Below are 21,919 nucleotides of genomic sequence, written 5' to 3'. Positions count from 1 at the left end.
ATATTTTTTTGGAACGAAATTCGAGGCAAGGAGATCTTTATGATAAAGCGTATTTTAAAATCGTATGATTTTACTCTCATAGCTGTCATTATCGTTTTGAGCATTTTTGGACTTGTTATGGTTTACAGTGCCAGTATGGTAACAGCTGTGACAAGATTTGGATATCCAAGCGATTTTTTCTACATAAAACAATTTAGGCATGTAATCTTCGGATTTGTCATGTTTTTCGCTATAGCCAGCTTACCTTATCCTGTATATAAGAATAAGAAAGTTTTGATTACTATAGTCTCAGGTTCGATTGTTGCCCTTGTTGCTCTGAACTTTATTGGCCATACCGCTGGAAATGCAGAAAGTTGGTTTAAGCTCGGTGCACTAGGGAGTCTGCAGCCTTCAGAGTTTATTAAATTGGGAATGATTATTTATTTAAGCGCGGTCTATTCGAATAAGCAAAAATATATAAATGTTTTCAATAAAGGTGTTGTACCACCGTTATTATTTTTGATAATCATCTGTGGATTGATTGTCTTGCAGCCTGATATCGGGACAGCTTTCATCATTTTTACAAGTTCATGTACAGTTATTATATGCTCTGGAATGAACTGGAAGAGCTTTACGAAGTTGATTTCTATTTTAGTAGGAGCAATCGTAGTTGCAGCACCATTGATTTTTCTCTTTAAAGACAAAATTTTCACACCGAAAAGGCTCGAGCGTTTTGTTGGATTCCTGGACCCGTTTTCGAGTGAGAAGTATGAAGGGTACCAGCTTGTCAATTCGTATGTAGCTATCGGAAATGGCGGTGTTACGGGTGTGGGATTTGGTCAGAGTACACAAAAGTATGGGTATTTGCCTGAGCCACACACTGATTTTATTATGTCGGTTATTTCGGAGGAGCTAGGACTTATAGGTGTGGGATTTGTCCTGATTTGTTTAGCTACAATTGTATTAAAAGGAATTCATATAGCGATTAAATCAGATGATCCCTTTGGTAGTATGCTTGCAGCGGGGATTTCCAGTATGATTGGAATTCAAGCGCTGATTAACTTAGGAGGAGTAATTGGTTTAATACCAATTACAGGGGTTACTTTACCATTTATCAGCTATGGTGGCTCATCCTTGTTTGTCCTTTTAATTTCAGCCGGGATATTGGTCAATGTTTCTATGATGACGAGATATCATGCGACCTATAAAAAAGAACCCAATAAACAAGAGTTACAACACGCTATGGATTAACAAATTTCATATAAATGGTGAGTAAGGACATGGTTCTTGCTCATTATTTTTATATTAAATTACTATATTTACATAATTATCAAGAATGGTGAGGTGCTGAACATGAAAAAAATTAATAAAGTTTTGGCTGCCAATCGTGGCGAAATTGCGATTCGTATTTTTCGTGCTTGTAATGAGTTAGATATTAAAACGGTTGCCATTTATTCAAAAGAAGATTATAAATCCTATCATCGATATAAAGCAGATGAAGCATATTTGGTTGGTGAAGGTAAAAAGCCAATCGATGCGTATCTAGATATAGAGGGAATTATTGAGATTGCCAAGATGAGTGGTGTGGATGCTATACATCCTGGCTATGGTTTTCTATCCGAGAATATTGAATTTGCTAAACGATGTGAAGAGGAAGGATTTATTTTTATTGGCCCAACCATAAAGCATCTCGATATGTTTGGTGATAAAGTAAAGGCAAAAGAGCAGGCAAAATTGGCTGGTATACCAATTATTCCGGGGAGCGATGGTCCGGTTAAAGACTTGGAAGAGGTTGCAAAGTTTGGGGAAAGAAATGGGTATCCCATTATAATTAAAGCTTCTCTTGGCGGAGGAGGCAGAGGAATGCGTATTGTTCGCAATCCACAAGAACTAGAGGAAGCCTATTCCCGCGCGAAATCAGAAGCGAAAGCTGCTTTTGGTAATGACGAAGTTTATGTGGAAAGATTCGTTGAGAATCCAAAACATATTGAGGTTCAAATACTTGGTGATAGTCAAGAAAACATTGTTCATTTATTTGAAAGAGACTGTTCCGTTCAGCGCCGCCATCAAAAAGTAGTGGAAGTAGCTCCGTGTGTTTCAATTACAAATTCTTTGCGAGAAAGGATTTGCCATGCGGCTGTCCAATTAATGAATAACGTGAAATACATTAATGCGGGCACAGTAGAATTTCTTGTTTCTGGAGATGAATTTTTCTTTATCGAAGTAAATCCCCGTGTACAGGTCGAACATACGATTACAGAGATGATCACGGGTATTGATATTGTTCAATCACAGATTAAAATCTCAGAAGGCCATAGTCTGCATGATGATCCATTGAATATCCCAAAACAAGAAAATATACATATGAATGGATATGCCATTCAAGCGAGGGTGACTACTGAGGATCCATTAAATCATTTTATGCCGGATACGGGGAGAATTGCGGCTTATCGATCAGGCGGCGGATTTGGTGTACGTTTGGATGCTGGTAATGCCTATCACGGATCAGTTATCACACCGTATTATGACTCCCTGCTTGTTAAAGTTTCAACTCATGCTGCTCAATTTGATCAAGCTGCAGCAAAGATGCTGCGTAATTTAAGGGAATTCAGAATTAGGGGAATTAAAACCAATATTCCTTTCCTTGAAAATGTTGTTCAACATGAACAATTTAAGTCAGGTCAATATGATACCTCATTCATCGATTCGACACCTGAACTTTTTGTTTTTTCTGATCGAAAAGACCGTGGAACTAAAATACTGAATTATATTGCAAATGTCACGGTTAATGGGTTCCCGGGGATAGGTGTAAAGGAGAAACCGAATTTTGATAAGTCGAAGGTTCCGCAAACTCATAATCATATTGCAGCACCAGCTGGAACAAAACAATTATTGGACCAATTGGGGCCAGAGGGATTGTCCAAGTGGATTAAAGAGCAAAAAAACGTATTAATTACGGATACTACATTCCGTGATGCACATCAGTCCCTTTTGGCTACCAGGGTGAGAACGAAGGATTTAATGGAAATCGCGGAACCAACCTCAAAGATGATGCCTAATCTGTTTTCTATGGAAATGTGGGGAGGGGCAACCTTTGATGTTGCGTACCGATTTTTAAAAGAAGATCCATGGGAAAGGCTGTTAATGCTTAGACAGGACATCCCGAATGTATTATTTCAAATGCTTTTACGATCATCTAATGCAGTCGGTTATAAAAATTATCCTGATAATGTTATACAGGAATTTGTTGAGAAATCAGCATATGCCGGAATTGATGTATTCCGTATTTTTGATAGCCTGAACTGGGTTAAGGGAATGGAAAAAGCCATTCAATCGGTTCGCCAAACAGGGAAAATAGCGGAGGCCGCAATATGCTATACAGGCGATATACTTGACCCTAGCAGGCAAAAGTATGATGTGCAGTACTATCGAAATCTTGCTAAAGAATTAGAGGCACAGGGAGCACATATATTAGCTATTAAGGATATGGCAGGACTGTTGAAGCCTGAAGCAGCTTACCGGTTAATATCAGAGTTAAAAGATGCGGTCGATATACCGATTCATTTGCATACACATGATACGAGCGGAAATGGAATCTATCAGTATGCACGTGCTATTGATGCGGGTGTCGATATCGTTGATACTGCACTAGGCTCAATGGCAGGCCTTACTTCACAGCCAAGCCTGAATTCACTTTATTATGCCCTGGAAGGTAACGAAAGGCAGCCTAAACTTGATATTAAGCCTGTTGAAAAGTTATCGGAGTATTGGGAAGGCGTCAGAAATTACTACGCTGATTTCGAAAGTGGCATGAAATCACCTCATACGGAAATATATGTTCATGAGATGCCGGGCGGCCAATACTCCAACCTTCAGCAGCAAGCGAAAGCGGTTGGTCTAGGTGAACGCTGGGATGAAGTGAAAGATATGTATCATCGAGTTAACATGATGTTTGGTGATATCATTAAAGTAACACCTTCTTCCAAAGTGGTAGGTGATATGACGCTCTTTATGATACAAAATAATTTGACAGAAGAGAGTGTTTTAGAGAGAGGCCATTTAATCGATTTCCCAGATTCAGTCATTGAATTATTTAGTGGTTATTTAGGACAACCACACGGTGGTTTTCCTCAAGAACTCCAAAAGGTAATCTTGAAGAATAGAACGCCTATTACTGTAAGGCCAGGTGAACTACTTGAAGATGTCGATTTTATAAAATTAAAAGAAGAATTGTTCGAGAAAATCAAACGTCCTGTCAATATGTTTGATGCAATCGCTTATGCTCTTTATCCAAAAGTTTTCTTGGATTATGCAGAATCAAACAGTAAATATGGTGATTTATCAGCGTTGGATACCCCAACTTTCCATTATGGCCTTTCTATAGGGGAAGAAATAGAAGTGGAAATTGAAAAGGGAAAAACATTGATGATTAAATTGATTTCTATTAATGAGCCTCGTATGGACGGTACGAGAATGATTTATTTTGAACTCAATGGACAAGCTCGAGAAGTGGTTGTAAAGGATGAAAGTGTTAAAACGCTTATTCAATCGAAAAGAAAACAGGATCATGCTAATCCAAATCATATCGGTGCAACTATGCCGGGAACAGTGATGAAAGTTTTGGTTGTTCCGGGACAAAAGGTAGAAAAAGGCGATCACTTAATCATTACAGAAGCAATGAAAATGGAAACCACTGTTCAGGCTCCATTTGCCGGAACGATTAAAGAGATTTTTGTAGAAGATGGAGAAGCCATTCAAACAGGCGATTTACTAATTGAACTTGATTGAGATAAACAATACAAAAAAGAGACTGGGACATAACTTATAAACGATCCTGAAAAGACGAACGATATCTAAAGAGTTAAGTTGAAGAAAAGTTCGTTCCATTGCGCTGCAGCCACTCGCTTTCCGCGGGGAGGAAGCTGAGCCTCCTCGGCTACGCCTGCGGGGTCTCAGCCTTTCCTCTACTTCCCGCAGGAGTCGGTGGCTTCCGCTCCATTCCACTAAGTTGGTATACAGAAGTAACCAATCTATAAAAAACGAATATAAATCCGACCTATTAGGCGAAATATTTATTAAAATATCACCTAATAGGTCGGATTTATCATTGACTGAAATACTTATGTCCCAGCCTCTTCAGATTGTAGACAAAAGGAATTCAGAATGGCTCTTAAGGGACTAATTTTTGAATTCCCTTTTTTTTTGCTTTTTCACGAGGGATAGACCGCTCCTCATCTATTTTTTGGGCCATTTTTGGACCTTCCCAAATCGAATTGGCCATTTTCTTCAAGTTCATGGCAGCGAAAGTAAGCATCGCCTGCATGGACAATTTTTTAAGTCCCTTTAAAGTTGTTCAACCCATTCCATGCTTTTCTTTCGCATCCGCAAAGACTCGTTCAATGGTTTCGTTGCGCTTTGAGTATGTTTGGTAAACATACTCATCACCACATTGGTAAATAATAGTTGCCTTTCTTATACCGAGGAAACTCATATAGGAAGCAGTATGCTATTTTCTGCAGAATGTGAGAGACTCCTGCGGGAAAAACAAGCGTACCCTAGACCCCGTAGTGCAGAGCGAGAGGAGGCTTGATGCTTTCCCGCGGAAAGCGAGCCCATTCTGTAGAAAATAGCTTAACCAAATAGCAAAGAATAACGAAAACAAAAAACTGTAGACAAGGTCCCTAAAAGATTAAGGGATTTGTCTACAGTTTGAAGGAGCGTGGAAATATATATCCCGTTCCTTTTCTTTTGAAATGAAATAAGTTTGTATAAAAGTGGTGCAAAGCATGGGTTAAGATTACAGTTTTAATTAGCTTGTTTTTTTAATTGTTTGATTTAAAGTTTGTGTTGCTCCGTTCTTCCTAGATCTGGTTACCAGAAGGATAAAATAGGCAAATACTCCAAATAAACAAGTAATCAGTAGTGCATGCAAAAGAGCTACATAGAGGTTTAAGCGGGTATAGATGATGAAAGCGCCTGCTGTAACCTGTAAACTGACAAGAATGAGGGAAATAGTCCAGCCCCAATATAAAACTTTGACATGACGATAATGGCGAAGTGTATAGATGAATATATATAAGATCCAGATAAAGATTAGGCCGGCGGCGGCACGATGTCCCATTTGTATCCATTGATACATATTATATGACATTATCGAATCATCATTGAAACACATAGGCCATTCAGGACAAACTAGACTGGCTTCTGTGTGTCGAACCAATGCACCTGTATAAATGACAATATAGGAATAAACAGTCAGAGCAATGATGTGAAAAGACATTTTTCTAGATATGGTCAATTTGTCGGCATCAAACTTTTTATCCACTTCAAAAATCAATAGCGTTAAGAGAAGGACTGCCGCAAATGAGACAAGTGATATTCCAAAATGCAGGGCCAGCACGAAATCAGATTGGCTCCAAACAACGGCAGCAGCTCCGATCAATGCCTGAATGACTAAAAATGAAACAGACAGGATAGCGAGAAATTTAGTTTCACGAATATGCCCAATGACTTTCCAAGACCATACGGAAAGTCCAACTACCATAAAGGTTCCAATCCCGGTACAAAGTCTATGGGCCAACTCAATAATAAGTGCGGCTGTAATCTCTTTAGGAATGAATTCCCCATTACATAATGGCCAGGAACGTCCGCATCCCATACCGGAATCTGTTTTTGTTACGAGCGCGCCACCGATTAGGATGACAAGCATGACAAAGGTTGTCATAACGGCAAACCATTTCAATGATTTTTGCATGTAAATCCAACACCTGCTTTATTTTAATAAAATAGTAAGCTAAAATATTTGTTTCCTAATAAATGGAACCTTTATAATAAGGTAAATATTACAAAGTTTGATAAACATTACTAACATATCATAAATAATTTTGACAATAATTTCAAAGGAAAGTTTCTAAATTGTCAAAGAAATTATAAATTTTTGAGATGATGTAATCAGATATGATTGTTTATAGTTGAAACTTAAGGAAGAGTTTGTTAGAAATAGTATGGGGATTCAATTGGTTAAATAAGGTTATCACTCTTAAAATGTAACAAAACATATTTACAGGATAAAATTACCACTATATAATGGGTAGGTCACACTTTTGACAAAAATCAGACAAATAAATGTCACATCAAGAGAGTAATTTATGATTAAATATATAGTAGGCAAATTTTTCTATCAAAATATAATCATTTTAGTACGTGAATATATCGGATGATAACTAAAGTTTTGAAATCTACTATTCAGATAGGAGGTAACAGCATGAAACCTAAACCGGCATCGCAGACCTCATATGAGAACCAGAAGGGACTAGACGTGGAAAAGGAAATGAACAGAACAGCATTTAAGGACTTTTTGGTATTGGTTAAGGTAGGTATCGTTAATTCAAATTTAATTACTGTTTTTACAGGAATCTGGCTCGGGCTTTATTTTACGGATCAAAGTTTTCTTGGTAATCTTGATCTTGTTTTGTATGGTGTTATAGGGGCAGCAATGATTATTGCGGGATCGGGAAGCTTAAACAATTATATAGACCGAGATATTGATGTATTCATGACTCGTACTCAGAACCGTCCCACGGTTACTGGTAAAGTGAACCCTTTGAAAGTCTTATATATGGGGTTGGCACTGGTTATAATTGGGTTATTAATTTTATTAATGGCCTCTCCAATGGCAGCTTTAATGGGGCTAATTGGGGTAGTAGCCTATGTAGTGCTGTATACCATGTGGTCAAAAAGACGATTGGTCTCAAATACTGTAATCGGCAGTTTTTCGGGTGCCATTCCTCCACTAATCGGGTGGGCGGCTGTTGATCCTGGATTACATCCCATAGCTTGGGGATTGTTTTTATTAATGTTTGTCTGGCAGCCTCCGCATTTTTACGCATTGGCTATGAAAAGGACAGAAGAATACAGAGCGGCTGGAATACCAATGCTGCCTGTTATAAAGGGATTTAAAGAAACGAAGATTCATATGTTGATATGGGTAGTTTTATTGTTTCCAATTCCATTTATATTGAAACCAATCGGGGTTTCTTTTGTGGTATTGGCTACGGTTCTAAATATAGGTTGGCTTATCCTAACTTTAAAAGGATTCTCGTTTAAAAAGGATTTTTCAAAAGAAGAGGATTTAAAGTGGGCCAATAAGATGTTTGTTTATTCATTAAACTATATGACGATTTCTTTTGTCGCAATGGTTATTGTTTCACTGATTAATCGGTTTTAACATTGGGGGTTCTTTCTTTAAGAAATTGATTATATAAGATGTTCCTTTGGAAAGAAGAAATTTTTTACGAAAGAGGGGTAATTATTTGCTATGAAAAAATGGCGCATTGCATCCTTAATTGCTATTTTCACACTGATTCTTTCAGGTTGTGGCAAACCGTATCTATCAGCGTTAGATCCAGCAGGAGAGGTTGCGAAGAAACAGTTTGATTTAATGCTTCTCAGTACTGCCATTATGGTACTGGTCATTATCGTCGTTGTCATTCTATTTGTACTTGCAATTTTAAAATTTCGTCGTAAAAAGGGAGATAATTCAATCCCTAAACAAATTGAAGGTAACCATAAGTTGGAAATCCTTTGGACAGTCATTCCGATTATTTTATTAATCATTCTTGCAGTTCCAACCATTTATTATACGTTTGATTTTGCCGACGTATCTGCTAAAGATGATAAGGATAAGGATGGTAATCCAACAGCTTTAACAGTAAATGTAAGGGCGAATTACTACTGGTGGGAGTTTGAATATCCTGGGGAAGGGATAATGACAGGACAAGAACTTGTAGTGCCAACTGATGAAAAGGTTTACTTTAATTTAAAAGCTACTGATGTAAAGCATTCCTTCTGGATTCCTTCAGCTGGAGGAAAGCTTGATACCAATACGGAAGGTGAAAATAGCTTCTGGCTTGAGTTTGACGATGAAAAAAGTGAAGAAGCAGGCAGAACTTTTTATGGAAAATGTGCTGAGCTATGCGGAGCTTCTCATGCCTTGATGGATTTTAAAGTGAAAGCCTTACCAAGGGATGAATTTGAAGAATGGGTAGCCAGCATGAAAGAAACAAAGCATACAGAAGAAAAACTAGCCGATGCAACAGCAAGTGAAGGACAGGAAATCTTTAATAAAAGCTGTATCGGATGTCATGCAATCGATTCTAATGATCAGCGGCCGGAGCAGGCACGATTAGCACCCAACCTATCCAATTTTGCTGATCGTGAAGTAGTAGCGGGTTATTTGGAAAATAATGAAGAAAATGTGAAGAAGTGGCTGAAGGATCCGGAGTCAGTTAAAGAAGGAAACAAAATGACTGGTACATACGGAGAGCTATCTGATTCTCAAATTGATGCGCTTACTATGTACCTGGAAACCTTATCGCTAAAATAAGAGTTTGCTAGTTTGCAAAGGGGAGGTTAAAACGTGAGTACGATTGCTCAAAAAAAGGGGTTTATTAGCGTCATCTGGGATTACTTAACTACTGTTGACCATAAGAAAATTGCTAAGCTCTATATCTTTGCAGGAGGTTTTTTCTTCTTGCTGGGTGGGCTTGAAGCGATGTTTATACGAGTACAGCTTGTAAAGCCTGAAAATGATTTTATCAGTGGTGGAATGTTTAACCAAATTATCACCATGCATGGAACAACGATGATATTCCTTGCAGCCATGCCTTTATTACTTGGATTTATGAATGCAATCATGCCGCTGCAAATCGGGGCAAGGGACGTAGCATTTCCGTTTTTGAATTCATTAGGGTTTTGGTTATTTTTCTTTGGTGGAGTCTTTTTGAACTTATCCTGGTTTATGGGTGGTGCGCCTGATGCCGGGTGGACATCTTATGCAACTCTTTCGTTGGCTTCTGAAAGTCACGGAATAGATTTTTACATACTTGGACTTCAGATATCTGGTATGGGATCGTTAATTGGGGGAATTAACTTCCTGGCCACAATTATTAATATGAGAGCGCCTGGAATGACGTTTATGCGTATGCCGCTTTTTACATGGACAACATTCGTGGCATCTGCCTTGATTTTATTCGCTTTCCCGCCGCTTACAGTCGGATTAACATTAATGATGTTTGATCGCATGTTTGGATCCAGCTTCTTTGTAACGGCTTTAGGTGGTAATACGATTATATGGGAGCATTTATTCTGGATTTTTGGACATCCGGAAGTGTATATCTTAGTTCTCCCTGCATTTGGGATTTTCTCAGAGATTATTCCTACATTCTCGAGAAAAAGATTATTTGGCTATTCATCCATGGTTTTTGCAACCATTCTGATTGGTTTCTTAGGCTTCATGGTTTGGGCTCACCATATGTTTACAGTAGGTCTTGGTCCAGTTGCAAATGCTATATTTGCTGTAGCAACAATGGCAATTGCAGTACCAACTGGAATTAAAATATTTAACTGGCTGTTCACCATGTGGGGAGGACAAATAACGTTCACGACGCCTATGTTGTATGCTGTTGCTTTTATTCCCTCATTTGTTATGGGTGGAGTAACTGGAATTATGAATGCTGCAGCTCCGGCTGACTATCAATATCACGATAGTTATTTTGTTGTTGCCCATTTCCATTATGTTATCGTAGGTGGAGTAGTACTGGCTTTACTGGCAGGTACGCATTTTTACTGGCCAAAAATATTTGGTACTGTGTTGAATGAATTTTTAGGTAAAATTACTTTCTGGTTATTCTTAATTGGATTCCATTTAACATTCTTTGTTCAACATTTCCTTGGATTAATGGGAATGCCTAGACGTGTGTTCACCTACTTAGATGGACAGGGATGGGAGACTGGTAATTTAATTTCTACTATTGGAGCATTCGTGATGGCAGTCGCTGTCATTATCTTATTGGTTAATATTGTCGTTACTTCTGTTAAAAACGTGAAGGTTGGAAATGATCCATGGAAAGATGGACGTACACTTGAGTGGTCCATTTCATCACCGGCTCCAGAGTACAACTTTGAAAGATTACCACTGGTACGTGGATATGATGCCTGGTGGCTTGAAAAAGTGGAAGGAAGAAATGGGATGACTCCTGCAGAACCGCTTGGAGATATCCATATGCCTAATAATTCCATTTTGCCGGTCATTATTTCTTTTGGATTATTTATCGCTGCTTTTGGTGCACTCTATAATGCAACAGATAAAGCATGGACCGTTCCGGTTATGATCATTGGATTGTTGATCACTTTCTTAGCTATGCTCTACCGATCCATCAAAGATGATCATGGATATCATATTCATAAAGAAGAATTAGTTTCATCTAATCCCAAAAATGATAAGGGGGTTGAGGTGTAATGGATGCACAACAAAAATTTACACCAGAAACATGGCCATCTCACCCTGAGAAATATACAGCAGAAGGAAAACATAAGTTTTTAGGGTTCTGGCTCTTCCTTGCTGCAGAAACAGTCCTATTTGCTTCATTATTTGCTACGTATTTAGCGTTGAAAGATAGTGTACCGCCTAATAAGGATATGACTTTAGCTAAAGATTTGTTTGATATGCCGTTGGCGTTTATTGCTACCATGCTGCTCTTAACCAGTTCCTTAACTAGTGTGTATGCGATGTATCATATGAGGAACTATGATTTTAAACAAATGCAGTTTTGGCTTTTAATGACTGTATTACTGGGAGCTGCCTTCCTGGGATTGGAAATTTACGAATTTAACCATTATGTACACGAATACCATCACACATTTACAGGTTCTGCATTTGGCTCTGCCTTTTACACATTGGTCGGGTTCCATGGAGCACACGTAACGTTTGGATTACTCTGGATTATTACTTTGATGCTTCGTAATTCAAAACGTGGCTTAAATCTATATAATGCACCAAAATTTTATATCGCTAGCCTGTACTGGCATTTTATCGATGTAGTTTGGGTATTCATTTTTACAGTCGTTTACTTAATGGGAATGGTGGGGTGAAGATAAATGGAAAATCAGCCTAAAACACATCTTAGTAAGGAAGCACTTAACTATAGACGGAAGAAAAATGCGGAAGATATGAAGATGCAGGTTATTACATTTATCATGATGATCTTCTTAACTTTAATTGCGTTCTTTGCAGTAGGTTATGATGGGTTTTCCAGATGGTTTGTATTACCATTCATCTTATTACTTGCAGTAATTCAGGTCATTTTTCAACTCTATTATTTTATGCATATGAATAAAAAAGGACACGGAACAATGGCAGGATTTATGTATACCGGATTGCTTATTGGTGTAACTACTATTCTTGCGTTTGTATTGATTGTGTGGATTTAAGATGGGATCGGCTTAACTTGTTAAGCCGATTTTTTTTAAAAGATTGGCTTTATTAAAGTTCATTGTTGATTTGATAAACTTGGTTGATCGTAGTGGGTGGCCTAAAGATTCCTTTTTAGAAAGGGGAGGCTCCGGACCGTCCGCTGAAAGTAAAGGTCAGGAATAAATATCAATATTTAAGATTAACCGTGCTAAAAGATTAAATGATAGATTCAGAGACCATTTTTCTTAAAACAATAATAGAGGCAGGACATCTAATTAAGAGGTGAGAGAATTGAATTTAGATATGTTTGGATTTAGGGCCTTGTGGAGTCCGTACTTACTTCTCGTGACAATTTTGATCGTAGCCGTCTATTTTTATATTACTTATTATAAAGCGGGTGACCGATTCAAAGGGAAAGAGGCTGTGTATTTCACTGTAGCCATGAGTCTTATATATGTGATTAAAGGTTCACCAGTAGATTTATTGGGGCATCTTTCTTTTACGATTCATATGATTCAAATGGCATTTTTATTTTTGGTTATACCTCCGTTTTTTCTATTGGGAATACCGGACTGGTTATTAAAGAAATTTGTATTTAAAAAATGGTTTATCCTCATAACACAACCATTGATAACGCTGATTTTCTTTAATGGACTGTTTTCTTTTTACCATGTCCCATCCATTTTTGATGTTGTAAAAGTTAATATGCTGCTTCATGGTCTATTTACAGCCGTTCTGTTTATTTCCTCACTCTTTATGTGGTGGCATTTGGTAAATAAAATAGAAGAGAGCCAACGATTATCAGGATTGAAGAAAATTGGATATATATTTGCAAATGGAATATTAATTACACCAGCCTGTGCGCTCATCATTTTTTCAAAGGTGCCGATGTATGCAACTTATGCAGATCCAGCAGTCTGGATGGAAGCCATGAAACTGTGTGTTCCGGTTGGTACTTTATCCGGACTTGATTTAAGTGGTCCTCAAATGTTTATAAACATGCCGGTTGTTGAAGATCAGCAAACAGGCGGTGTCATTATGAAAATCATCCAGGAAATCGTTTATGGAATCATCTTAGCGTTTACCTTCTTTAATTGGTATAAAGATGATACTCAAAAAGCAGATGCAGAGACAAAACGTTTCATGGAAGCTAATCCGCATTTAGGAAATTAATAAGTAAATATTGAAACTTTAGTGAACTTTATAGTAAAATTTGAGTTTTCAAATATAATATTTTACAATTGAAGAGTTAACAGAATTAGTAAAGAGAGGTTCTACTATTATGAGCAGTTCATTACCCCTGCTGCCTACAATCAGTACAGCATGTATCGTAATCAGTGCTATTCTTGTAGGTTTTGGAGTATGGCAAGTTAAAAAAGGCAATATAGAGATTCATCAAAAATTTATGTTTTGGGCAGCGATTTTTGCCATTATGTTCTTTATTATTTATGCAAGCAGAACATTGTTTATAGGAAACACTGCTTTCGGGGGACCCGATTCGATAAAAATATATTATACGATTTTCCTAATCTCACATATTACCCTGGCAACTATTGGAGCGGTAATGGGTATTATTAGTCTATATTATGGCTATAAAGGGAAAATTGAGAAACATCGAAAAATAGCTCCTGTAACGAGTGTCATATGGATGATTAACTCTGTAGCTGGTGTCACTGTCTATTTATTGTTATATGTTATTTACCATGGTGGAAAAACCACGAGTGTTTTTAAAGCGATTATGGGTTCGTGAAAATAAAAGGTGCATAGATAAAACAGGTCGTCTCATAGAATTAGAGACGGCTTTTTTTTTATTGGGGGTAGGGAAGGTTGATTGAGATTTTGATAGGCCCAGGGTAATGTCTAAGGAGCTATATAAGCTACATCTATGTATCCCTATTCTATAATGCAATTATTCGGAGGTGGTGTGATCATGAAACAAATTAGGACCAGTCGAATTCTAATCATCCCTTGCTCTATATCATTGGCAAAATCACTTATTTTATACCCCGCAGATTTTAAAAGAGTATCCCCCGTAATGGTTCCTGAACGTTTCCCATCTGATCGAATTAAAGGTATACTTCCGCTTTTAATTGAATTGTTTGAAGTGGAAGTAGATGCAGGTTTGTGGATCTGTTTTATTATTGATTTAAAACATCAACAATTTATTGGTGAATTAGAGGTTGAAGGAAACCCTGCAAGAAGGGGAACTTTAACCTTTTCATTGAATTTTATAGATGAAAGAAAAGAAAAGGAGTATGCGTCTGAAGTTTTGGAAGGTCTTCTCTATTATTTTAAAAAACTAGGTACTACAGAAATAGTGAAAACAGAAGTTTTAGATAAACAGTTCTATTTTAAAAAGCTATTAAAGACGTATGGATTCGAGCCTGAGAGGGAAGACGGCTGTTATTGCTTAATGAGAAAACACATGAGTTAAGGCTGCAGGGTTCATCGTCACCGCCTGCAGCCTTATCTTTAAATACTTTATTCCACTTCTACGAATATATCTAACTCAGCTTTAACAGCTGCGAGAACAGTCTCGCATTGCTTCTGAAGCGATGTTGGGAAATGCTCATTCTCTCCGTATTCAACACCATGAGGGTAATAGTGTTTGCCGAGGACTGGCGTCATTAATTGAATGGTTGCTCGATGTGCCCCTACATCCCCTTCAGTAGCATATCCAAAGACGCGCAAATAGAATGTACCATCTTTTAATTCATATTTTTTGTCGTAGGAAACACGTTCGTAATCCCATTGTTCAGCTCTTATCAATCCATTTTCATTCATGACTTCATCAAGCCTGTTTAAGTTCACTTGATATTTCTCAAGTCCTGTATTTTCAAATCTCATATTATTTCCTCCTATCCCCTTTTAGCAAATGCCCTAATTCAGTTTGAAACAAGTTTTGGAAATTCTAATCTAATTTTAGTATTAATTTTCCTTATCTGCAATAAATTGTTCTTTCTTGTAAGGAAAAGTTGGTCTGATTATATGAATATTCTATATGTATATAATTTACTTAATTATAATTGTTTAGATTTAAGTGATAGGTTTGTTCCGATTCTAATGGTATAATAAAAAAAATATACAGTAAGAATGACAGGAGGGACTACCTCTGAAATTGGTTTTTAGGGTATTATTTAGTTTAGTATTAATTACGATTGTTGGCATCTATCTAACGGTTAAAGATGATGGAAAAGACAATACGGCCATTATCGATCACAACTCCGTTAATGAAAATACAATAGAAACATCTGAAAAGACGAAAGAATTATCGGATAACAAATCCAGACCTGAACAGGGTGTGTCTAAATGGATTGGTAAAACGAGCAATCAATTGCTTGAGGAATATGGAGAGCCCAATCGTATTGATCCTTCGGCTTATGGATATAATTGGTGGATCTATAATGATACATTAAGCAACTATATACAATTTGGAATAAACGAAAAAGATAAAAAAATTGTGACCTTATTCAGTTCCGCAGATGATATAAATTTATATCCATTCTTTATCGATCAAACAGTGGAATCTCTATATAAGGAATTAAATATGGATAGTTATATCGAGCTCAAGTGGAAAGACACTGAATATCGTTTTGAGTTATCGGAAGAAGATCTTCATTATCGACCTCTAATAAAGCTCGGTGATATGTATGCGCAGGTTTATTTGGATAAAATCCTTGGTCAGGTATCGGGTGTTCGATTTATGGATGCAGAAACATTAGTTTTGCATAAACCGTATGAACTTACTTATCGCGGCGAGTTATACGAACCTACAGAATTATCCGATGCAGAATGGGAATTGGTAGAGGAAGGCAGTCAACGCCAAATCCTGGATTTGACAAATATCATAAGAAACCGCTTTGATTTAGCACCCCTGGAGTATGATGAAAAAATCTCGGCTGTAGCCTTTAAGCACAGTGAAGATATGATGAGGAATGAATATTTCGATCACGTCTCTCCAGAAGATAAAGATGTTGGCGATCGTCTGAAGGAAGGCGGTGTCTCCTACTCTTCCGCTGGTGAAAACATAGCTGCCCAATACACAGATGCGATTGCGGCAGTTGAGGGATGGCTCAATAGTAAGGGACATAGAGATATTATGTTAAATGAAGATTTTACCCGACTTGGTGTAGGGGTTTACAAAAAATATTACACACAGAACTTTGTAGCTTTGCATGATTAAACTTGGAAAAGAGCAATGAAGAAGGTAGGCTTACTTCACTTCAATTGCTCTTTTTTATATGCAAAAAATGAGACATCATGTGTTTTATTCATTTAGAGGAACGGTGATTATACCTTGGCCAATGGAGTCAAAAAGAAAAGAATGTAAGCGACCTACTAGTCCTATAGTCAACAATCTGATGAGGAAATATAAATTTATAAAAATCAACCTGTTACCATACCAGTTCCTATGTACTGGTTGGTTAAAAACTTTTCCTGCTAACTCTCCTATGTCAGTTGATTTTTTTGATAAGAATCTTCACTTATCGGTTCCTGGAAACATATACTATCCTAGGCGTATGTCATGTGATGAGGTGAGGGTATATGGATGACTCCAAGTTGCATCCTTCTGTACAGGATTTCAAGCATTTTCTTAAGGATAATCCAAAAATCGTTAAAGATGTAAGGATGGGTAAGAAAACTTGGCAAGAAATTTATGAAGATTGGTCTTTACTGGGAGAAGAGGATGAGGTGTGGAACGAATATAAAGGTGAAAAAAAAGGCGGGGAAGAGGATAAAAAAATAGAAAAGGGAGAGTTTGTTTCTCAGCTTCTTAATCAATTAAAAAAAATGGATCCAGATCAAATTCAAAACCAAATTGGAAATATAAGTAAAGTGTTAGGGGCAATTCAAGGTGTTATCTCTCAATTTCAATCTTCCGGACAAACAGAAAAAACATCACCTCCCGTCCAAAATAATCATCCTTTCAGATTTAGACAAGATTAGCTCATAAAGATCGGGAGTGAGGATTTGAGACAAGATATCTATGAATTGATCGAAGCTGATAAAGACTTATTGAGCTTTTTAAGACAACAGCCAATCTGGTATAGACGGTTATGTAGAAATCCGCAGGATTTTGCCTTATTTGATACGGAAGCGAAGTACTTTTTTAAAAAATCTATCCCAGACCGGGTTCATCAGCTTTCGAACAGTGTTCAAATGGCATCTATGATGGTTTCGATGTTTCAAACAATGAATAGCGGTAATGAATGATGCGGACATTCTGTGGGGGTAGATGAAGTAGCCAAGCACAGCAGCGAATTACTTCGTCTACTTATCCATATAGAGAGGACAAGCATAAAAAAAGGTTCCTGAAAATGGAAGGATATTATCCCTAGTTATAGCATCCTCGGGATTTACATGGTATGATATGGTTGGAGGTGAGTATTTTCATGCTTGCTACTGTTGAAACAGTTCAAATCATTGATCATGCTGAACAATTGGCTAAAGAAATAATGAATTCAGATATAGCTCAGCAATACTACTTAAGTCTTAATCAGATGAAGAAGGACCAGGTTGCACAGAAAAAAATACATGCCTTTAATTCGTTAAAGGATGCTTATGAGGAAGTTCAGCGTTTTGGGAGATACCATCCTGATTACCGAACTATTTCAAAAGCAATCCGTGAGGCTAAAAGAGAAATGGACCTTCACCCATCTGTAATTGAATATAAACAAGCTGAAACAAACTTGCAGCAACTACTGGATGAGATTAGTATGCTTATTGGCCATTCAGTATCTCCTCATATAAAAGTACCGACAGGGAATCCGTTCTTTGAATCCTCCTGCAGTGGAGGATGTGGCACCGGGGGAAGCTGTGGATGTTCGTAACGGTATAGACAAAAGGCAATCCCGTTTTATCGGGATTGCCTTTTCTTTTGTAATAGAGAGATTTTCTATTTTTCAAAGTAATACCATTTTCATTAAGGACGAATAAGCTGCGACTTCATTCTAAGAGAGATCCTAACTACATCTCAGTTAGAACTTTGTTAGGATATGTGCCTATATTGGTGAGAGTGTCTATCTCAACCTCAGGAATTAAACGATCTGTTGAAAAATAAACGGGTATAGGTACAACTCTCACGTAATGGAGTACTGGGTCCTAGTTCTTCTCTCACTAAATATTGATACACCTTTTGAAAATATGGTACACTAAATATAAATTGCATCCTAAAGGGGTATGTATATGTTTGTAGAAAGGCAAAGCCTGATTGTATGGCTGCATAGTCTAAAACAAGTGAAAACATTGCGTAAAACTGGCAATCTGCATTATGTTTCCCGCAAATTAAAATATGCTGTATTATATGTGAATATGGACGAAATAGATGCTGTTTCGGAAAAATTATCTTCCTATGCTTTTGTCAAAAAAATAGACGTATCTCAAAAACCTTTTATCAAAACAGAATTTGAGAGTAAAAAGCATGAGAAGGAAAAGGAAGAATATAAAATAGGTATTTAAAAAACCGGATCCTTATGGGTCCGGTTTTTTTATTGCAATGGGGGTAAGAAACGGTTCATACGAAGTATACCGATTAAATATTGATAGTATAGCTCGGCATCAGCAAATGTGGATGAATGTCTGACCTCCATCGATATAACCTCTTTGTTCTGGTCTTTGGCAGCCTGTTCAAATAATTCATAACGCTTGCTTGGTTTATTCTTTAATACAGGAATTCCCTCCCTGCAAATATAGATTGGGATGAAGTCACCATAGCTTGATTTCTTCATGACTAATACAAATGACATGACCTTACCTTTTGAACTCTCTGATTGTAAGCATAAAAAATAATTCATTCGAGAATGATTAGCTTTTGCTAATTCTAATAGCTCATAAAGATCAGAATATCCTGGGCCAAGTTCGATAAAACGTTGATTCATTCCGAGTTTCCTCCTGTATAACAATATGGTTTAGTGTACCACATTATCCTGCCAGGTTATCGGGGAAGTTAGTTATATGTAAGAAAACGGTGATAAAGCTCTCCTATTAATTTTTGGTAGCTTTAAAAAAGATACGAATAAAATAAAAAAGCCCTGCGACATTCATCGCAGGGTCCTTCTATACCTTCGTTAAGAAGGCAGAAGGCAAAGGGAGAGGAGAAACCGGAGGAAGAACTTATGGGGAAACGTAAGTCTTCTCCGCGGTTGGCAACAACACCTCTGAAGATGTTGTTGATAGTAGTATGGCCAAAACAAATCGAACTATTCATGAATAGAAGAAATTTGATTTCAATTTGTGAAAACAAGAATTTTTATGGTAGGATATCTTAGAAAGTTGAATACATATGAAATTTGGTGACAGATTATTATGCGAGTCATTTCAGGTACTTGTAAAGGAAGACCATTAAAGGCTGTTCCGGGCATGACGACCCGGCCAACTACAGACAAAGTAAAAGAATCCTTATTTAATATTGTAGGCCCTTATTTTGAAGGCGGAGAGGTTCTTGATCTATTTTCAGGAAGCGGTTCACTTGGGCTAGAAGCGTTGAGCCGAGGGATGGATAGAGGAGTATTTGTTGATAAGGATCCTAAAGCCATACAAATCATTAAAACAAACATTACGGCATGTAAAATGGATAACCAGGCAGAGGTCCACAGAAGTGATGCGATGCGGTCATTAAAAGCTCTCGGTAAGAGAAATAAGAAATTTGATCTTATTTTTATGGATCCTCCATATAAAATAGCTAACATCATCCCGGCTCTCATTGAGGAAATTGAAAATGCTGAATTATTGATGGAAAATGGGATGATTATTTGTGAACATGGAGAAGAAGTAACTCTTCCTGAACAAATTGGCGGGTTTACAAAGTTTCGTACAGAGAAGTATGGAATTACTGTCGTGTCCTTTTTCGAGAGATAACTACTAATTACAAGGATTGGGGGGAGTAGTGTGAAGAAAATAGCTGTTTGTCCTGGAAGTTTTGATCCCATCACAAATGGACACCTGGATATTATCCAAAGAGGAGCAAAGATATTTGATGAATTATATGTCGGGGTCCTCCATAATTCCGCTAAGAAATCTTTATTTACGGTAGAGGAAAGAGTTCAAATCATTGAAGAAGCAACTGCCCATATACCTAATGTCAAGGTGGACAGTTTTCAGGGGTTGCTCGTAGATTATGCAAAGGAAAAAAATGCGAATGCGGTTATCCGTGGTTTAAGGGCTGTTTCTGACTTTGAATACGAGATGCAAATTACTTCTATGAATCGTTTATTAAATGATCAAATTGAAACGTTTTTTATTATGACAAATAATCAATATTCCTTTTTGAGTTCTTCAATCGTCAAAGAAGTAGCAAAGTATGGTGGCGATATATCAGAACTTGTTCCTAAATGTGTTCAAGAGCGACTGAGTAGAAAGATGGCTGAATAATGACATTGGGAAAAAGCCAATCCTTAGAGATTGGCTTTTTTACTTATCGAGATTTTCTGTACTGTATATATAATAAAATCGTGTATCCCGCCAAAGATCCAATCGTGATTAAGGCACCATAGTTGACGAAGAAATTTATAATCGTATTAGATAATCCGTGTGTTTCCATGGAGAAGACAAACTGAGAAACAGATGTGTTTTCTGATGTGGATAACCTCAAATATATGGGTTTCCACAAAATTAATGTAAGGATGGCTGCAAAAATAGTATGGAGTAGGCGTGCAATAAAAAATGGTTTAAACCGTATATCGGTTTCGGCTAAAATACTGGCGACCTGAGCCTGTATGCTAAATCCTCCAAATGCGAGTAAAGCGCTGACAATGATTGCTTGCGGCAATAAGGTGGCACCAACAGCCTCACTCGTTAGTTGTGATCCTAATGTAATTTCAAATAACCCTGAAATAAACGGGATGCTTAGTGATGACGGGATATGAAGAGTGTAGAAAAGACTGTTAACAATGGAAGCGAAAAAGCCAGTAATATGTAAATGAAACAATAGTTTATTAATAACAGAAAAGATAATAATAAACCCACCAATCATCAAAAGTGTCTGAATGGATGAGTTAACGGCATCTCCTAATATTTTTCCTATTGGACGTTTGTCATTTAGGCGGGTGTGATGCATGCTCTTTAGAGCTGTCATGATTGGAAAGATAGTTATTTCTTTTTTAGTACGTTCTAATTGATTCTTTTCTTCTTTTCTTCCGTAGAATCTCATAATTAGCCCAACACATATATTTGCTGCATAATGAGTCAATCCTAGCAGTATTCCCAGCTTAGCGTTATTAAAAAAACCGACAGATACAGCTCCGAAAATAAATAACGGGTTCGATGAACTGGTGAATGACACTAATCGTTCAGCTTCTATCCTAGTTAGCTGTCCTTCATCACGCAGCCTGGCCGTTAATTTCGCCCCGGAGGGATTGCCGGATGCAAGGCCCATTGCCCAGACAAATCCGCCTACTCCAGGCACTTTAAATAAGGGGCGCATGAGCGGCTCTAAAAAAACACCCAGTAATTTTACTACACCGAATGCAATCAACATTTCAGCGATGATTAAAAAAGGTAATAAGGAAGGAAAAACAATGTCAAGCCAAATATTCAAACCCCGAACAGAGGCTTCAAAGGATTCCTGAGGCATCAATATTAAGGCTAATGCCATTATCACTGCAATCAACGCTAATAGTGCTGATTTTATAATTGATTTATTCAAATTAAATCCCTTCCCTTATGAAATTTAAGCGTAGTAAATGAGCA

At 37.4% G+C, this 21,919-nt stretch carries 21 protein-coding genes and 1 pseudogene; 17 read left to right on the top strand and 5 right to left on the bottom strand.

The features are described from left to right. The first annotated feature begins 39 nt into the window (after positions 1-39). Both AC58NB_RS09445 and pyc read left to right on the top strand, forming a co-directional pair. Positions 40-1,230, top strand: coding sequence for an FtsW/RodA/SpoVE family cell cycle protein (locus tag AC58NB_RS09445; RefSeq protein ID WP_497426578.1), 1,191 nt, complete (start codon positions 40-42; stop codon positions 1,228-1,230). Between the two features lie 102 nt (positions 1,231-1,332). Then, entirely contained in the window at positions 1,333-4,767 is a 3,435-nt protein-coding gene (pyc, locus tag AC58NB_RS09440; protein ID WP_497426577.1) for a pyruvate carboxylase, read from the top strand. Between the two features lie 382 nt (positions 4,768-5,149). On the opposite strand, the pseudogene AC58NB_RS09435 reads toward pyc, so the two are convergent. Together AC58NB_RS09435 and AC58NB_RS09430 are read right to left on the bottom strand one after the other, a co-directional pair. Next, positions 5,150-5,401 (bottom strand): annotated as a pseudogene (locus tag AC58NB_RS09435) (transposase); the annotation flags it as partial. 387 nt (positions 5,402-5,788) lie between these two features. Further along, positions 5,789-6,733, bottom strand: coding sequence for a COX15/CtaA family protein (locus AC58NB_RS09430; protein ID WP_497426576.1), 945 nt, complete (start codon positions 6,731-6,733; stop codon positions 5,789-5,791). A gap of 510 nt (positions 6,734-7,243) precedes the next feature. Here AC58NB_RS09430 and cyoE point away from each other — a divergent pair. The 8 genes from cyoE to AC58NB_RS09390 all read left to right on the top strand — a co-directional run bounded on the left by cyoE (position 7,244) and on the right by AC58NB_RS09390 (position 14,666). Then, positions 7,244-8,206 (top strand): heme o synthase, encoded by a 963-nt coding sequence (cyoE, locus tag AC58NB_RS09425; protein WP_497426575.1) that lies wholly within the window; start codon positions 7,244-7,246, stop codon positions 8,204-8,206. 90 nt (positions 8,207-8,296) lie between these two features. After that, entirely contained in the window at positions 8,297-9,364 is a 1,068-nt protein-coding gene (gene coxB, locus AC58NB_RS09420; protein WP_497426574.1) for a cytochrome c oxidase subunit II, read from the top strand. A 33-nt stretch (positions 9,365-9,397) separates the two neighbouring features. Then, positions 9,398-11,278: a cytochrome c oxidase subunit I gene (gene ctaD, locus AC58NB_RS09415; protein WP_497426573.1), complete on the top strand. Its 1,881-nt coding sequence runs from the start codon at positions 9,398-9,400 to the stop codon at positions 11,276-11,278. Next, positions 11,278-11,910 carry a cytochrome (ubi)quinol oxidase subunit III gene (locus AC58NB_RS09410; RefSeq protein WP_497426572.1) on the top strand — a complete coding sequence of 211 codons (633 nt, stop codon included), beginning with the start codon at positions 11,278-11,280 and terminating at the stop codon, positions 11,908-11,910. The genes ctaD and AC58NB_RS09410 overlap by 1 nt, the downstream gene beginning before the upstream one ends. Positions 11,911-11,916: 6 nt before the next feature. Then, a complete protein-coding gene (gene ctaF, locus AC58NB_RS09405) occupies positions 11,917-12,249 on the top strand; it encodes a cytochrome c oxidase subunit IVB (RefSeq protein ID WP_497426571.1) in 333 nt (110 codons plus the stop codon). A 286-nt stretch (positions 12,250-12,535) separates the two neighbouring features. Next, positions 12,536-13,405: a cytochrome c oxidase assembly factor CtaG gene (ctaG, locus tag AC58NB_RS09400; protein WP_497426796.1), complete on the top strand. Its 870-nt coding sequence runs from the start codon at positions 12,536-12,538 to the stop codon at positions 13,403-13,405. Positions 13,406-13,514: 109 nt separating this feature from the next. After that, complete coding sequence (locus AC58NB_RS09395; RefSeq protein WP_497426570.1) at positions 13,515-13,982, top strand: DUF420 domain-containing protein; 468 nt, start codon at positions 13,515-13,517, stop codon at positions 13,980-13,982. Between the two features lie 180 nt (positions 13,983-14,162). Beyond that, positions 14,163-14,666 carry a hypothetical protein gene (locus AC58NB_RS09390; protein ID WP_497426569.1) on the top strand — a complete coding sequence of 168 codons (504 nt, stop codon included), beginning with the start codon at positions 14,163-14,165 and terminating at the stop codon, positions 14,664-14,666. A gap of 47 nt (positions 14,667-14,713) precedes the next feature. Here the strand turns inward: AC58NB_RS09390 and AC58NB_RS09385 are convergent, their stop codons facing one another. Next, positions 14,714-15,079: a YugN family protein gene (locus AC58NB_RS09385; RefSeq protein ID WP_497426568.1), complete on the bottom strand. Its 366-nt coding sequence runs from the start codon at positions 15,077-15,079 to the stop codon at positions 14,714-14,716. Between the two features lie 271 nt (positions 15,080-15,350). On the opposite strand from AC58NB_RS09385, the gene AC58NB_RS09380 reads away from it, so the two are divergent. The 5 genes from AC58NB_RS09380 (at position 15,351) to AC58NB_RS09360 (ending at position 18,691) form a co-directional block, all read left to right on the top strand. Further along, positions 15,351-16,415: a CAP domain-containing protein gene (locus AC58NB_RS09380; RefSeq protein WP_497426567.1), complete on the top strand. Its 1,065-nt coding sequence runs from the start codon at positions 15,351-15,353 to the stop codon at positions 16,413-16,415. A 362-nt stretch (positions 16,416-16,777) separates the two neighbouring features. After that, complete coding sequence (gene ylbD / locus AC58NB_RS09375) at positions 16,778-17,179, top strand: spore coat protein YlbD (RefSeq protein WP_497426566.1); 402 nt, start codon at positions 16,778-16,780, stop codon at positions 17,177-17,179. 24 nt (positions 17,180-17,203) lie between these two features. Then, positions 17,204-17,446 carry a YlbE-like family protein gene (locus AC58NB_RS09370; RefSeq protein ID WP_497426565.1) on the top strand — a complete coding sequence of 81 codons (243 nt, stop codon included), beginning with the start codon at positions 17,204-17,206 and terminating at the stop codon, positions 17,444-17,446. 179 nt (positions 17,447-17,625) lie between these two features. Further along, positions 17,626-18,063, top strand: coding sequence for a YlbF/YmcA family competence regulator (locus AC58NB_RS09365; protein ID WP_497426795.1), 438 nt, complete (start codon positions 17,626-17,628; stop codon positions 18,061-18,063). A 355-nt stretch (positions 18,064-18,418) separates the two neighbouring features. After that, positions 18,419-18,691 (top strand): YlbG family protein, encoded by a 273-nt coding sequence (locus AC58NB_RS09360; RefSeq protein WP_497426564.1) that lies wholly within the window; start codon positions 18,419-18,421, stop codon positions 18,689-18,691. Between the two features lie 29 nt (positions 18,692-18,720). On the opposite strand, the gene AC58NB_RS09355 is transcribed toward AC58NB_RS09360, so the two are convergent. Beyond that, positions 18,721-19,110: a DUF7147 family protein gene (locus AC58NB_RS09355; protein ID WP_497426563.1), complete on the bottom strand. Its 390-nt coding sequence runs from the start codon at positions 19,108-19,110 to the stop codon at positions 18,721-18,723. Between the two features lie 427 nt (positions 19,111-19,537). Between AC58NB_RS09355 and rsmD the strand changes: the two genes are divergently transcribed. Together rsmD and coaD are read left to right on the top strand one after the other, a co-directional pair. Beyond that, positions 19,538-20,089 (top strand): 16S rRNA (guanine(966)-N(2))-methyltransferase RsmD, encoded by a 552-nt coding sequence (gene rsmD / locus AC58NB_RS09350; RefSeq protein WP_497426562.1) that lies wholly within the window; start codon positions 19,538-19,540, stop codon positions 20,087-20,089. A gap of 30 nt (positions 20,090-20,119) precedes the next feature. Further along, positions 20,120-20,602 carry a pantetheine-phosphate adenylyltransferase gene (coaD, locus tag AC58NB_RS09345; protein ID WP_497426561.1) on the top strand — a complete coding sequence of 161 codons (483 nt, stop codon included), beginning with the start codon at positions 20,120-20,122 and terminating at the stop codon, positions 20,600-20,602. Positions 20,603-20,645: 43 nt separating this feature from the next. Here coaD and ylbJ read toward each other — a convergent pair whose 3' ends face one another. After that, a complete protein-coding gene (gene ylbJ, locus AC58NB_RS09340) occupies positions 20,646-21,875 on the bottom strand; it encodes a sporulation integral membrane protein YlbJ (protein ID WP_497426560.1) in 1,230 nt (409 codons plus the stop codon). Positions 21,876-21,919 lie beyond the last annotated feature (44 nt).

It is taken from the genome of Pradoshia sp. TA40_28 (genome assembly GCF_059694525.1).
This window is presented reverse-complemented; position numbering and strand designations above follow the sequence as displayed.

Bases quoted from the DNA above. Each gene is read 5' to 3' on its own strand.
- rsmD (WP_497426562.1), top strand. From the start codon at position 19,538: ATGCGAGTCATTTCAGGTACTTGTAAAGGAAGACCATTAAAGGCTGTT.
- ylbD (WP_497426566.1), top strand. From the start codon at position 16,778: ATGGATGACTCCAAGTTGCATCCTTCTGTACAGGATTTCAAGCATTTT.
- AC58NB_RS09390 (WP_497426569.1), top strand. From the start codon at position 14,163: ATGAAACAAATTAGGACCAGTCGAATTCTAATCATCCCTTGCTCTATA.
- AC58NB_RS09365 (WP_497426795.1), top strand. From the start codon at position 17,626: ATGCTTGCTACTGTTGAAACAGTTCAAATCATTGATCATGCTGAACAA.
- AC58NB_RS09395 (WP_497426570.1), top strand. From the start codon at position 13,515: ATGAGCAGTTCATTACCCCTGCTGCCTACAATCAGTACAGCATGTATC.
- AC58NB_RS09385 (WP_497426568.1), bottom strand. From the start codon at position 15,079: ATGAGATTTGAAAATACAGGACTTGAGAAATATCAAGTGAACTTAAAC.
- pyc (WP_497426577.1), top strand. From the start codon at position 1,333: ATGAAAAAAATTAATAAAGTTTTGGCTGCCAATCGTGGCGAAATTGCG.
- ctaG (WP_497426796.1), top strand. From the start codon at position 12,536: ATGTTTGGATTTAGGGCCTTGTGGAGTCCGTACTTACTTCTCGTGACA.
- coxB (WP_497426574.1), top strand. From the start codon at position 8,297: ATGAAAAAATGGCGCATTGCATCCTTAATTGCTATTTTCACACTGATT.
- AC58NB_RS09360 (WP_497426564.1), top strand. From the start codon at position 18,419: ATGTTTGTAGAAAGGCAAAGCCTGATTGTATGGCTGCATAGTCTAAAA.
- AC58NB_RS09430 (WP_497426576.1), bottom strand. From the start codon at position 6,733: ATGCAAAAATCATTGAAATGGTTTGCCGTTATGACAACCTTTGTCATG.
- cyoE (WP_497426575.1), top strand. From the start codon at position 7,244: ATGAAACCTAAACCGGCATCGCAGACCTCATATGAGAACCAGAAGGGA.
- AC58NB_RS09355 (WP_497426563.1), bottom strand. From the start codon at position 19,110: ATGAATCAACGTTTTATCGAACTTGGCCCAGGATATTCTGATCTTTAT.
- AC58NB_RS09410 (WP_497426572.1), top strand. From the start codon at position 11,278: ATGGATGCACAACAAAAATTTACACCAGAAACATGGCCATCTCACCCT.
- ctaF (WP_497426571.1), top strand. From the start codon at position 11,917: ATGGAAAATCAGCCTAAAACACATCTTAGTAAGGAAGCACTTAACTAT.
- AC58NB_RS09445 (WP_497426578.1), top strand. From the start codon at position 40: ATGATAAAGCGTATTTTAAAATCGTATGATTTTACTCTCATAGCTGTC.